Raw genomic sequence first — 12130 nt, forward strand, 5'->3', positions numbered from 1 at the left:
CCTCCTGCCTCAGCGCAGGCGATCCACCAGCGCGATCACATATTCATAGGCGGCGCGGTCCTCGGCGGCGAACCGCGCCGTCAGCGCCGCCGCATCGCCCTCGACGGTTCGGGAGCGGAACAGCGCGAGCTGGAACGCCTTGCGCTCCGCGGCGCAGGCCTGTTCGGTCTGAAGCGCGATGGTCGCCGGCGTGCCGCTGCTCGCCATCGCCACCTGAGTGAAATCCTCAAGGCAGGCATACCAGCTGTTGCGCTCCGCCACGGCCGGCGCCGCCGCGGCAAGCGAGAGGGCAAGGCTCAGCATCATGGCCGCGCTGGCGCGATCAGGCCTTTTCGAGCGTGCATTGCAGCGGGTGCTGGTTGGCGCGGGCGAAATCCATCACCTGCCCCACCTTGGTCTCCGCCACTTCGTAGCTGAACACGCCGCACACCCCGACGCCCTTCTGGTGGACGTGGAGCATCACCCGCGTCGCTTCCTCCGCATTCATGCGAAAGAAGCGCTGCAGGCACAGCACCACGAATTCCATTGGGGTGTAATCGTCGTTGAGCATCAGCACGCGATAGGGCGTCGGCTCCTTGACCTTGGCACGCGTACGCGTCGCCACGCCGACGCCGGTGCCACCGCCGTCCTCTGGACCGCCGTCTTCCCGTCGTTCCGCCATGTCGATCTGAAAGCTGATCATCGTCACCGCCTGAAAATATGGCACGTCGCCCAACGAGGGCAAGGGCCCAGCATGGTCGCCGCGCAAGACTATCCCGATTGTTCAGCCACTCAGGCGAAGGCCGGCGCCTGCCGCAACTGCTGGTAGGCGGCAATCACCTTTTGCAACATGCCCTCGTGGCTGCGATCCCCGCCGTTCCGGTCCGGATGATATTGGCGGACCAGTTCGCTGTACCGCCGGCGCAGCGCGGTGCGATCCGCGTCGGGCGCGAGGCCAAGCACCTTGAGGCTTGCGCGGTCCTGCCCCGACAGCGGCTTGCCGTCGCTCCGCTCGGGCGCGACCTCGCGCCGAAAACGGGCGCCGATCGCGTCAAGCGGATCGGCGAAATCGGCCCAGCGCGGCCCCTGGTCGCCGGCGCCGGCGCGTGCAAAGGCGCGGGTCTCGCGTTCCCAACCGGCCATCGGCCGCTGCGCGCGGTTGATCTCCTCCGACGTCATGCCGTCGAAGTAATTGTAGCTCGAATTGAACGCGCGCACGTGATCGAGGCAGAACCAGCGATAGGTTCCCGGGCCATCGCCGCCCGGCCCCTCCAGCGGCGGCGCGCGAAACTCTCCGGCCGCCTCGCAACCGGGTGCCTCGCACGGCCGGTCGCCCTCGATCCTCCCGTGAAAACGCGCGTTCGGCCGATCCTTCGCCAAAATCAGAACATCCCCAGCAAAACCGGCTATATAGGCGCGATGACCACGCCTTCCACCGGCCCCGTAGAGCAAGCCATCACCGCCCGTCTCGCCGCAGCGCTCGACCCGATGCACCTTCAGGTAATCAACGAAAGCGCGCTTCACCGCGGCCATGCGGGGGACGATGGATCGGGCGAATCGCACTTCCGCGTGGTGGTGGAAAGCGCAGCCTTTGCCGGGCTGAACCGCGTGGCGCGGCAGCGGCTGGTCAACCAGGCGCTGGCCGAGCTGCTGCGCGATCATGTCCATGCCCTGGCGATGAAGACCCTGGCACCGGGCGAGCCGCGGTGAGCGGTGCCGGCGCTCCCGTCCTGCGGGCGCGGGTGGCCCGGCCGGCGGCACGCATCCTGCTGGTCGATCGCGCGGGCCAGGTTCTCCTGTTCCGCTTCGCGCCGGGCGACGATCGGGCGCCCTTCTGGTGCACGCCGGGCGGCGCAGTCGATCCGGGTGAAAGCTATGCCGAGGCGGCGCGGCGCGAACTCTTTGAGGAAACCGGCATCCGCGCCGATCCGGGGCCTGAAGTGGCGCAGCGACAGGTGGACTTCCTCACCATCGAACGCGTCGAGGTGACGGCCGATGAGCGCTGGTTCCGGGTCGATGTGGACGCGATGGATATCGACCCTGCCGGCCACACCGAGCTCGAACGGCGCGTGATGACCATGTGGCGCTGGTTTCGCCGCGACGAGATCGCCGGCTGGCCCGAATTGATCTACCCTGACGATCTACTCGCCATGCTGGAGGCCACCGACCATGACGCGTGAGGACCTGATCGAACTGACGCTGCTGCCGGCGACGCACGATATCGGCGGCTTCAAGGTGCACCGCACCCTGCCGCATCGTGAGCGGACGATGGTGGGGCCGTTCCCGTTCTTCGATCAGATGGGGCCGGCGCAGCTGCCACCGGGCCAGGGCATCGACGTGCGCCCGCATCCGCACATCAATCTCGCCACCGTCACCTATCTGTTCGAAGGGGCGATGGGGCATCGCGATTCGCTGGGTACTGACATCACCATCCGGCCCGGCGCGGTGAACCTGATGACGGCGGGGCACGGCATCGTTCATTCGGAGCGGTCGCCCGAGGACGTGCGCCCGGGCGGACCGGCGCTGTCGGGCATCCAGACCTGGCTTGCGCTGCCCGACGGACGGGAGGAGATCGACCCGGCGTTCGAGCATGTCGCAGCCGGCGAGCTGCCGGTGATCAGCGACCGCGGGGTCAGCGCGCGGATCATCATGGGCAGCCTGTGGGGCCGCACCGCGCCGACCACCACCTATGCCGGCACGATCTACGCCGACATCATGCTTGCCGCGAACAGCAGCGTGCCGATCGACGCGGAGGCGGACGAGCGCGCGATCTATCTGGTCGAGGGCGACGCCTCGCTGGAGGGCGTGCCGCTGGAGCCGCAACGCTTGTACGTGCTGCGGCCCGGCATTGCGGCCACGCTGCGCTCGAGCGCCGGCGCGCGCGCCATGCTGGCGGGCGGCGACGCCTTTGCCACGCCGCGGCATGTGTGGTGGAACTTCGTCAGTTCGTCGCGCGAGCGCATCCAGGAGGCGAAGCGGGCGTGGATGGCGCGCGAGTTTCCGGTGGTGCCCGGCGACGAGGTGGAGTGGATCCCGATTCCCGGCCAGCCGAAGACGGTCAGCTACCCCTGAGGACGGCCGGCGGGCAGGCCGGCCCCTGATCCCACCTCAATCCCGCTCATAGGGGCCGCGTCGCATCACATAATCGCGGGTCTCATAAGGCGGCGACAGCGCCTCCACCCAGGCGCCGTGCGCATGAGTGAGCGCCACCAGCTCCATTGGCCGATCGCCGGGCCATGTCTGTACGCGCACCTCATGGCGGTGGAGATCGCGGTTGGGCTCCATCATCACCCAGGCGAGCCGGTGTTCCGGCGTGGCGCGCGCGCCGGCCGCGTCCATTGCCTCGCGTATACGGGCCTGCGACGCGGGCGGGAGGTACTGCCAGACCACGGAATGCATCAGCACGCGGGTGGTGCCGGCGTCCTGCGGCTCGGCCAGCCGTGCCTCGACCCATTCGGCGGCGTCGCCTTTCGTCAGTGACACGCCATGCTCGCGGATCATGGCGATGCCGCGCTCGATCCGGTCGAGCCGTTCGGTCGCATCCACCCACACATAAGCGGCCAGCCGCTCCGCCTGAGCGGGATCGGCCACATCGACGGGCGCGATGTCGACGCCCCGGACGGAGCGGATGGCGATCGGTGCGTCGGGTGGCGGTGGGCCGCGCCATTCCGGCGCGACGAGCACGGGCGAATCGGCCGGCCCGCGCCTCACCCCGCCAAGGTCGAAGGCGTAACGGTCGATCAGCAGGTTGAGCCCGGCGCTCGACCCGATCTCCAGCAATTCCAGATCGGGGCCGAACCGCGAAGCGACATGGAGCAGCCCCGTCATCAACCCTGCCGATCGCCCCGCCTCGTTCGTCTGCGGCGGGCCATTGAGCCATGGCAGCAGCGCCGCGTCATGGTTCCGCACCACGTCCCGCAAGATCGCAACCGTTTCGCTCCGGTCGATCACTGCGCCGGTGAATATCCGATCCAGCGCTGCGTCGCCTCCGCGCCGATGCAGCGCGTGCAGCCCGCCGATCAGCCGAAGCACCAGCGCGTCGGCCACCGGCTCCCCGGCCCAGTCAAGCACCCGCCGCCCCGTTTCGCTCCCCCGATCCAGCGCGTCGGCCAGCGCCGCGCTGACCCGCGCGGTGATCGGCGCGGCCATCGCCTCGCAATAGGCCGCCTGGACGTGAAATGATTCGCGGTTCTCTGCTTCGCTGCCCATGGCCATGTGTTGCGCCCGTTCCGGCCGGTGCGTAAAGCCCGCCGCCATGGCCGAACCGCTCGTTATCGCCGTTCCCAAGGGGCGGATCCTCGCCGAGGTGCAGCCGCTGCTCGCCGCCGCCGGCGTCGTGCCCGAAGCGGCATTCTTCGATGAGGACAGCCGCGCCCTTCGTTTCGCCACCCAGGATCCCGCGATCGCGCTGATCCGCGTGCGGGCATTCGACGTCGCGACCTTCGTGGCGCATGGCGCAGCGCAGCTTGGCATCGTCGGTTCGGACGTGCTCGGCGAGTTCGCCTATCCGGAGCTGTACGCGCCGGTGGATCTCAACATCGGCTATTGCCGCCTGTCCGTCGCCGAGCCCAAGGAATTGGCCGAGACGGACGATCCGCGCGGCTGGAGCCATGTGCGCGTCGCGACCAAATATCCGCATCTCACCGCGCAGCATTTCGCCAGCCGCGGCGTGCAGGCGGAGTGCATCAAGCTGAACGGCGCGATGGAGCTGGCGCCGATGCTGGGGCTGGCGCCGCGCATCGTGGATCTGGTGTCCTCCGGCCGCACGCTGAAGGAAAACGGCCTGGTCGAGGTGGAGACGATTGTCGAAGTGTCGTCCCGCCTGATCGTGAACCGCGCCGCGATGAAGATGCGCGCCGGGCTGGTGGTGCCACTGGTGGAGGCATTCCGTCGCGCCGTGAACGAGGCAAAGGCGGCATGATCCGCCTTTCCACCGCCGACGCGTCCTTCACGCAAGACTTCGCCGCGCTGGTCGATGCGCGCCGCGAATCGGATGCGGACGTGACGCGCGACGTGTCCAACATCCTGCGCAGCGTGCGTGACGAGGGCGATGCCGCGCTAAAGGCCTTTACCCTGAAGCTCGACGGCCATGACCTGGACGAGAGCGGCTGGGCGATCTCGCTGGCGGATTGCGCGGCGGCGTTCGAGACGCTCGATCCCGGCTTGCGCGAGGCGCTTGAACTCGCCGCGTCGCGCATCCGTGCCTATCATGAAAAGCAGCGCCCGGCGGACACGGCGTTCACCGATGACGCCGGCGTTCGGCTCGGCGCACGGTGGCGGGCGGTTGATGCCGCGGGCGTCTATGTGCCCGGCGGGCGCGCGGCTTATCCGTCCACGCTGCTGATGAACGCCATCCCGGCCAAGGTGGCGGGCGTGGAGCGGCTGGTGGTAGTGACGCCGACGCCCAAGGGGGACATCAACCCGCTCGTCCTTGCCGCCGCGCATCTGGCGGGGGCTGATGAAGTGTGGCGGGTTGGCGGGGCGCAGGCGATCGGCGCGCTTGCCTGGGGCACCGAGCGGATCGCGCGGGTCGATGTGATCACCGGGCCGGGCAATGCCTGGGTCGCGGAGGCGAAGCGGCAGGTTTATGGCGTGGTCGGCATCGACATGGTGGCCGGCCCGAGCGAGATCGTGGTGGTCGCCGATGGCGCCAATGATGCGGACTGGATCGCCGCCGACCTGCTGAGCCAGGCCGAGCATGACGTGACCACCCAGTCGATCCTGTTCACCGATTCGCCCGACTTCGCCGATGCCGTGGCGGAGGCCGTGGAACGGCAGCTCCCCGATCTGCCGACGGGAGAAACCGCGCGGATCGCCTGGGAGCGGAGCGGCGCGATCGTGATCGTGCGCGACCTGGCGGAGGCCATGCCGCTGGTCGATGCGCTGGCGCCCGAGCATGTCGAGATCGCCGTCGACGATCCGCAGCCGTTGTTCGACATGCTTCGCCATGCCGGATCGGCCTTCCTCGGCCGGCATACGCCCGAAGCGATCGGAGATTACGTCGCCGGCCCGAATCACGTGCTGCCCACCGGGCGGCGGGCGCGATTCGCCAGCGGGCTCGGCGTGACGGATTTCATGAAGCGCACCAGCTTTCTTCAGCTGGACGCCGATTCGCTGGCAAAGCTCGGGCCGGCAACGGTGGCGCTGGCCGAGGCGGAGGGCCTGCCCGCCCATGCGCAATCGGTGGCGTTGCGGCTGCGGCGGTAAAGCCCTCCAGGGGATTCTCGTTCGTGCTGAGCTTGTCGAAGCACGTGCCACGGGCGATGTCCCGTGCGGCACGCCCTTCGACACGCTCAGGGCGACGGTGAGGGCGGAGGAAGCCGGTCAGGGTAAACGCGGGGGACTGGCCGATCCGGTCGCACGCGCGTAAGGGCGGCCGCCATGTCCCGTACCGCTGCCCGTACCAAGGCCCGCGCCGCCGCGCGCCTCGCCGCCACCCAGGCGCTTTATCAGCATGAGATGGAGGGCACCGCCATGCCCGCGCTCCTGCACGAATTCCACCACCACCGCATCGGCGCGACCATCGAGGGCGCGGAATATGCCGAGGCGGATGTGGCCTTCTTCGACGATATCGTGACCGGCGCGCATGCCCGCATGGGCGAGATCGATGCGCTGATCGAGCGCAAGCTGGCCAGCGGCTGGACGCTGGAGCGACTCGACAAGCCGATGAAGGCGATCCTGCGTGCCGGCACCTATGAACTGCTGTCGCGCGTGGACGTGCCCAAGGGCGCGGTGATCAGCGAATATGTCGATGTCGCCCATGCCTTTTACGAGCGGCGCGAGGCCGGTTTCGTGAATGGCCTGCTCGACGGGATCGCGCGCGAGGTGCGCCCCTGACATGGGGGAGGTGATCAATCTCCGCCGGGCGCGCAAGGCCAAGGCGCGGGTTGATGCCCAAGGCCAGGCCGCCGCGAATCGCCTGGCGTTCGGCCGGACCAAGGCGGAGCGTGCGGCCGCCGCGGCGGAGGTCGACAAGCGCGAGCGCGCGCTGGACGGTGCCAAGCGCGAGGAGTGAGATCGCCTGTTCCGTGAGAGAACGAGCGGCCTCGCCTCATCCCCTGGGTGCCGTCTCAACCGGCACGATCGTCATCGCGTCAGTGTCACCCGCATCCACCGCGATCGCCAGCGCCCAGCCGGCAAGGACGAGCGTTACGACCCATGTCGCCATGGCACCGCCGGCGCGCAGCGCATTGGGTGCCGAGCGGCCCATGCCGAGCGGATGGGCGATTCGCGCCAGCACGAATACCGCGCCGATGATCCACAACATCCCCTGTGACCCACGCGCCAGTTCGACCAGCGCCATCAGGATCAGGACGATGGGGGCATATTCGACGAAATTGGCATGGGCGCGCATGCCCGCGAGCAGGGCAGGATCGCCGCCATCGCCCACCATCACCTTGCCGCTCATCCGACCGCGCACGAGTCGCACGGCAAGCCAGATATTGATCACCGCGCAGGCCGCAGCGATGACGAGCGTGACTGGCAGCACCACCATATCCTCTTCCCTTTCTGTCGGAACAAAGCCTGCCAACCCACCGCACCGCTTGCAACGGCCGCACAATCCGCTATAGGGCCGAGCCTTCGCGATGCGCCCGGCTGCTCGGCGCGGCCGGTGATGTACCGGCCTGCGCTGATCGTCGTCGGGCTAATCGTATTTGTTTAGAACAATATTGATCAAGGTGCCGCGATGGCCGTCCCCAAGCGAAAGACTTCCCCCTCCCGCCGTGGCATGCGCCGCGCTCATGACGCACTGTCGGTGGAGGCGTTTCAGGAGTGCCCGAACTGCGGTGAGCTGCGCCGTCCGCACAACCTGTGCACCGCCTGCGGCCACTATAATGGCCGTGAGGTCATCTCGGTCGAGGGCTGACACCGTCGGCGGCGGGGCGCACCGGCGCATCCGCTGCTGATCCGGTTGCGCTGACAAGAGTACGGAGATCGTCCCGCCATGGCCGACAGTTCCTGGATCGCCGTCGATGCGATGGGCGGCGACGAGGGGGTGGCGGTCATGCTGGCGGGCGTCGCGCGTGCGCGCCACCAGTTCGAGGGGATGAAGTTCCTCCTCGTGGGTGACGAGGCAGCGATTCGCGAGGGGCTGAAACGCCATCCGAATCTCAGCCAGAATGCCGAGATCGTTCACGCCCCCGATGTCATCGCGGGCGATGAAAAGGCCGGCCAGGCACTGCGCCGTGCCAAGACAACGTCGATGGGCGTCGCGATCGACTGCGTGAAGCAGGGTCGCGCCGCCGCGGCCGTGTCCGCGGGAAACACCGGCGCGCTGATGGCAATGGCGAAGCTGGCGCTGCGCACCATGCCCGGCATCGACCGCCCTGCCCTGGCCGCGCTGCTTCCCACGCTGGGCGAGAATGATCTCGTCATGCTCGACCTTGGTGCCAATACCGAGGTCGAGACCAAGAACCTCGTTCAGTTTGCGGTCATGGGCGCGGCTTATGCCCGGGTGACCATGGATCTGGACAGTCCGCGTGTGGCGCTGCTCAATATCGGCAGCGAGGATCAGAAGGGCACGGAGGAAATCCGCGACGCTGCCGCCGCGCTGCGCAGCGCGCCGCACCTGCCGATGACCTTCACCGGTTTCGTCGAGGGTGACCGGCTATCGCGCGGCGAGCATGACGTGATCGTGTGCGATGGCTTTTCCGGCAACATTGCGCTGAAAACCGCTGAGGGCACCGCGCGCTTCGTCGCCGATCTGCTCAAGCGCGCCTTCACCAGCTCCGTCCGGTCCAAGATCGGCTTCCTGATTTCCCGCCCGGCGACGCAGTTGCTGCGCGACCGGCTGGACCCGAACAATCACAATGGCGCCGTCTTCCTGGGGCTGAACGGCCTGGTGCTGAAAAGCCATGGCGGCGCGAACGAGATCGGCGTGGCCAATGCGATCGGCGTCGCGGCCAAGATGGTACGCGCCGATCTGACCCGGCGAATCGCCGAGGACTTGCGGAAATTCGAGAGGCAGGCGGCATGATTCGCAGCGTCATCACCGGCACCGGATCGGCGCTGCCGGCGCGGCGCGTCTCGAATGCGGACATGGCGGAGATGGTGGACACCACCGACGAATGGATCGTCGAGCGGACCGGCATCCGGTTTCGCCATATAGCCGGGCCGGAGGAAACCACCGCCACCCTCGCCCGCGATGCGGCTAGCGCCGCTCTGGCAGCGGCAGGCGTGCTGGCGCAGGACATCGACCTCATCGTCCTTGCCACTGCCACCCCCGACCAGACCTTTCCGTCGAGCGCCACCAAGGTGCAGGCGATGCTGGGCATCGACGATTGCGTCGCCTTTGACGTCGCCGCCGTCTGCTCCGGCTTTCTCTATGCTGTGCAGGTGGCGGACAGCATGCTCCGCGCCGGCGCGCACCGCCGCGCGCTGGTGATCGGCGCGGAAACCTTCAGCCGCATCCTTGACTGGGAGGATCGCACCACCTGCGTCCTGTTCGGCGACGGCGCGGGTGCGATCGTGCTGGAAGCGCAGGACAGCGACGAGGCCGAGGGCCGCGGCATCCTCGCCAGCCGGCTGCACGCCGATGGCCGGCACAACGAACTGCTGTACGTCGATGGCGGCCCCTCCACGACGGGCACGGTGGGCAAGCTGCGGATGAAGGGCCGCGAGGTGTTCCGCCACGCCGTGGTCAACCTGGCCGCGGTGATGGAGGAATCCCTCGTGGTGGCCGGCCTCACGTCCGAACAGGTCGACTGGGTCGTGCCGCATCAGGCCAATGCCCGCATCCTTGATGCCACCGCGCGCAAGCTGGGGCTTCCGGCCGAAAAGGTGGTGATGACGGTGGACCAGCACGCCAACACATCCGCCGCATCGGTGCCGCTCGCGCTTGATACGGCGGTGCGCGACGGCCGGATACGCACCGGTCAGATCGTGGTTCTCGAGGCGATGGGCGGCGGCTTCACCTGGGGCGCCGCTGTCGTCCGTTTCTAGCGCGCGGTGAACCGCGACATCCGGCTTTTGAATTTCGATCATTGATGATAACTTGACGCAATAAGGGGCGGAGGTTTTCGACAGATGAGTGATGCGGGCACGTTGACCAGGGCCGATCTGGCGGAATCGCTGCATCGCCAGGTGGGGCTGTCACGCGCTGATTCCGCTCGCCTGGTCGAGCAGATTCTGGAGTCGCTCTGCGGCGCATTGTCGCGCGGCGAGAATGTGAAGATCTCCGGCTTTGGCACCTTTGTCCTGCGCGACAAGGGCGAGCGCGTCGGCCGCAATCCCAAGACCGGCGTCGAAGTGCCGATCGCGCCGCGCCGGGTGCTTACCTTCCGGGCCAGCCAGATGATGCGCGATCGCATCGTCAACGCAGGCGCGTGAGCGGAAACGAAAAGTCTGACGGTGCCTTTCGCACCATTGGGGAGGTAGCCACGGCGACCGGCGTCGCTCCCCATGTGCTGCGTTACTGGGAGACGCGCTTTCCCGAACTGCGCCCGGTCACGCGCGCAGGCAACCGGCGCTATTATCGTCCTGCCGATGTCGCGCTGATCGAGCGTATCCAGCGCCTGCTGGGAACCGAGGGCTATACGGTGAAGGGCGTGCAGAAGCTGCTGGCGGCGGAAGGCCGTGGCGGCAAGATCGTGCCCCCGTCTGCGGCGGCGGAGCAGTCGATCGACGGCGAGTCTTCTTCGATGATTTCCGTCGTGGCCTCAGAGACGATCGAGGCGATCCGTGCCATTCGGGATCGCCTGCAACGTGCTCTGGACGCCGCCTGAGCGTTTCGGGCTTCAACCCGCCAGCGTGATCCGCGCCCTGGCGAGTGCCCCGCGTTAAGACGAGGAACGAACGGGCAGGCTTGGTGGCGCTCACCTCCGTCAGACTACCTAAGCTGATCAGACCCGGACAGCGCGATTATCATGGCTACGCGCCGCCTGACGGTCAGCCGATGCGCCACGGCGGAAAGCGCCGGTTCTCTCCCGCGACATACAGGCACAGGCGGTTCCCCGCCGGATCGTTCAGCCGCGCCTCGCGCCACCCCCAGGACTCCGCTCTGGGATCGGACACAGCGATCCCGTGCGCGCGCGCCGATGCGACCGCGGCGTCAAGATCCGCAACCTCAAGGAAGATGATCGGCCTGCCCTCCACCTCATCGGCCGCCTCAATCGACAGGGTGGTGCCCCCGGCACTCTCGAACCGGGCATAACGGCCGTCACTCTCCACGATCATGTTGAGCCCGAGCGCCTGGTAGAAGGCGACACTCGCCGCATGGTCGCTGGCCGGCAGGGTCACCTGATTGGGTGTCGCGCCGCCGAGGTCGCAATCGAGCCGCACCCGGTGATGCCCCATCGGGCCGTGACCAGCGCCAAGACCCGGCGCCTCTCGAAGCGCGATCCGCACGAAGCGGCGTGCGCGCGCAATGGCGTCCGGCAGGGGAAGACCGCGCCCTAGGCCCTCGGCCACCGCGCTCGCCAGCGTGCAGCCGGTGCCGTGCGTATTATGCGATTCGATCCGCGGGTCGGTCCAGGCCAGATCGGTGCCGTCGAGCAGGATGAGATGGTCTGCCACAAGGTCGCGGGGCTCGCCTGTGGGTGCTCCGACCTGTCCGGCCGACGCCGGCGACAAATGCCCGCCCTTCGCCAGCACCGCCGCGCCGGTGGACCGGGCAAGATCGCGGCCGGCGATCAAGGCGTCGCTTTCAGTCTCAACCTGCCTGCCGGTCAGCGCCGCCAGTTCCGGTGCATTGGGCGTGATGAGCGTCGCCGCCCGCATCAGCCGGGCGAAGGCCGCGATCGTCGCCGGATCGGCCAGCACCGAGCCTGAGGTCGCGATCATCACCGGATCGAACACGATTGGCAGGCCGGCGGATGCCAGCGGCTCCAGCAGGTCGGCGACCCGTTGGGCGGTGTCTGCCGATCCGATCATGCCGATCTTCACCGCATCGGCGCCGATATCGTCGAGACAGGAGCGCATCTGCTCCACCACCATCGCGGCGGGCACGGGATGCACCGCCTGCACCCCCAGGGTGTTCTGCGCGGTGATCGCGGTGATCGCAGTCATCGGATGGCCGCCCAGCATCGTGATGGTGCGGATATCCGCCTGGATGCCGGCGCCGCCGCCCGAATCGGAACCGGCGACGATCAGGATGCGGCTTGTGCCCGGCCGTGAGACGGGCACTGCCGGGGACGAGGGCGTGGAGGCGGTT

At 68.2% G+C, this 12130-nt stretch carries 18 protein-coding genes; 12 read left to right on the forward strand and 6 right to left on the reverse strand.

The window, feature by feature from the left end:
- Positions 1 to 9: 9 nt before the first annotated feature.
- The 3 genes from AX702_RS17545 to AX702_RS17555 form a co-directional block, all read right to left on the reverse strand.
- Positions 10 to 303, reverse strand: coding sequence for a hypothetical protein (locus AX702_RS17545; RefSeq protein ID WP_156455570.1), 294 nt, complete (start codon positions 301 to 303; stop codon positions 10 to 12).
- 19 nt (positions 304 to 322) lie between these two features.
- On the reverse strand, positions 323 to 661 hold the full coding sequence (gene clpS, locus AX702_RS17550; RefSeq protein ID WP_066781751.1) for an ATP-dependent Clp protease adapter ClpS: 339 nt from the start codon (positions 659 to 661) through the stop codon (positions 323 to 325).
- A gap of 110 nt (positions 662 to 771) precedes the next feature.
- Positions 772 to 1359 carry a DnaJ domain-containing protein gene (locus AX702_RS17555; RefSeq protein ID WP_066781717.1) on the reverse strand — a complete coding sequence of 196 codons (588 nt, stop codon included), beginning with the start codon at positions 1357 to 1359 and terminating at the stop codon, positions 772 to 774.
- 39 nt (positions 1360 to 1398) lie between these two features.
- Between AX702_RS17555 and AX702_RS17560 the strand changes: the two genes are divergently transcribed.
- From AX702_RS17560 to AX702_RS17570, 3 genes are read left to right on the forward strand one after another with little or no spacing between them, the layout of a single operon-like run.
- Positions 1399 to 1689 carry a BolA family protein gene (locus AX702_RS17560; protein ID WP_066781754.1) on the forward strand — a complete coding sequence of 97 codons (291 nt, stop codon included), beginning with the start codon at positions 1399 to 1401 and terminating at the stop codon, positions 1687 to 1689.
- The gene (locus tag AX702_RS17565) at positions 1686 to 2159 is read left to right on the forward strand and encodes an NUDIX hydrolase (protein ID WP_066781719.1); all 474 of its coding nucleotides are present in this window, start codon (positions 1686 to 1688) and stop codon (positions 2157 to 2159) included. The genes AX702_RS17560 and AX702_RS17565 overlap by 4 nt, the downstream gene beginning before the upstream one ends.
- Positions 2149 to 3051, forward strand: coding sequence for a pirin family protein (locus tag AX702_RS17570; RefSeq protein WP_066781721.1), 903 nt, complete (start codon positions 2149 to 2151; stop codon positions 3049 to 3051). Before AX702_RS17565 ends, AX702_RS17570 begins: the two co-directional genes overlap by 11 nt.
- Positions 3052 to 3087: 36 nt before the next feature.
- Here the strand turns inward: AX702_RS17570 and AX702_RS17575 are convergent, their stop codons facing one another.
- Positions 3088 to 4194: a DUF2332 domain-containing protein gene (locus tag AX702_RS17575; protein ID WP_331710423.1), complete on the reverse strand. Its 1107-nt coding sequence runs from the start codon at positions 4192 to 4194 to the stop codon at positions 3088 to 3090.
- A 40-nt stretch (positions 4195 to 4234) separates the two neighbouring features.
- Here AX702_RS17575 and hisG point away from each other — a divergent pair, with 40 nt between their 5' ends.
- The 4 genes from hisG to AX702_RS21775 all read left to right on the forward strand — a co-directional run bounded on the left by hisG (position 4235) and on the right by AX702_RS21775 (position 6994).
- Entirely contained in the window at positions 4235 to 4900 is a 666-nt protein-coding gene (gene hisG / locus AX702_RS17580; protein WP_066781724.1) for an ATP phosphoribosyltransferase, read from the forward strand.
- Complete coding sequence (hisD, locus tag AX702_RS17585) at positions 4897 to 6186, forward strand: histidinol dehydrogenase (protein ID WP_066781726.1); 1290 nt, start codon at positions 4897 to 4899, stop codon at positions 6184 to 6186. Before hisG ends, hisD begins: the two co-directional genes overlap by 4 nt.
- Before the next feature lie 174 nt (positions 6187 to 6360).
- Positions 6361 to 6816, forward strand: coding sequence for a transcription antitermination factor NusB (gene nusB, locus AX702_RS17590; RefSeq protein WP_066781728.1), 456 nt, complete (start codon positions 6361 to 6363; stop codon positions 6814 to 6816).
- A 1-nt stretch (position 6817) separates the two neighbouring features.
- The gene (locus AX702_RS21775; RefSeq protein ID WP_082746341.1) at positions 6818 to 6994 is read left to right on the forward strand and encodes a DUF4169 family protein; all 177 of its coding nucleotides are present in this window, start codon (positions 6818 to 6820) and stop codon (positions 6992 to 6994) included.
- Between the two features lie 36 nt (positions 6995 to 7030).
- Here the strand turns inward: AX702_RS21775 and AX702_RS17595 are convergent, their stop codons facing one another.
- Positions 7031 to 7471, reverse strand: coding sequence for an MAPEG family protein (locus AX702_RS17595; RefSeq protein ID WP_066781757.1), 441 nt, complete (start codon positions 7469 to 7471; stop codon positions 7031 to 7033).
- Between the two features lie 195 nt (positions 7472 to 7666).
- On the opposite strand from AX702_RS17595, the gene rpmF reads away from it, so the two are divergent.
- The 5 genes from rpmF (at position 7667) to AX702_RS17620 (ending at position 10703) form a co-directional block, all read left to right on the forward strand.
- The gene (rpmF, locus tag AX702_RS17600) at positions 7667 to 7846 is read left to right on the forward strand and encodes a 50S ribosomal protein L32 (RefSeq protein WP_066781730.1); all 180 of its coding nucleotides are present in this window, start codon (positions 7667 to 7669) and stop codon (positions 7844 to 7846) included.
- A gap of 78 nt (positions 7847 to 7924) precedes the next feature.
- Positions 7925 to 8956, forward strand: coding sequence for a phosphate acyltransferase PlsX (gene plsX / locus AX702_RS17605; protein ID WP_066781734.1), 1032 nt, complete (start codon positions 7925 to 7927; stop codon positions 8954 to 8956).
- Complete coding sequence (locus AX702_RS17610) at positions 8953 to 9921, forward strand: beta-ketoacyl-ACP synthase III (RefSeq protein ID WP_066781736.1); 969 nt, start codon at positions 8953 to 8955, stop codon at positions 9919 to 9921. Before plsX ends, AX702_RS17610 begins: the two co-directional genes overlap by 4 nt.
- A gap of 84 nt (positions 9922 to 10005) precedes the next feature.
- Complete coding sequence (locus AX702_RS17615) at positions 10006 to 10308, forward strand: integration host factor subunit alpha (RefSeq protein ID WP_066781737.1); 303 nt, start codon at positions 10006 to 10008, stop codon at positions 10306 to 10308.
- Positions 10305 to 10703: a MerR family transcriptional regulator gene (locus tag AX702_RS17620; protein WP_066781740.1), complete on the forward strand. Its 399-nt coding sequence runs from the start codon at positions 10305 to 10307 to the stop codon at positions 10701 to 10703. Before AX702_RS17615 ends, AX702_RS17620 begins: the two co-directional genes overlap by 4 nt.
- Before the next feature lie 163 nt (positions 10704 to 10866).
- On the opposite strand, the gene thiD is transcribed toward AX702_RS17620, so the two are convergent.
- On the reverse strand, positions 10867 to 12102 hold the full coding sequence (thiD, locus tag AX702_RS17625; RefSeq protein ID WP_066781742.1) for a bifunctional hydroxymethylpyrimidine kinase/phosphomethylpyrimidine kinase: 1236 nt from the start codon (positions 12100 to 12102) through the stop codon (positions 10867 to 10869).
- Positions 12103 to 12130 lie beyond the last annotated feature (28 nt).

The sequence above is a fragment of the Sphingomonas sp. CCH5-D11 genome (genome assembly GCF_001557395.1).
Taxonomy (GTDB): Bacteria; Pseudomonadota; Alphaproteobacteria; order Sphingomonadales; family Sphingomonadaceae; genus Sphingomonas.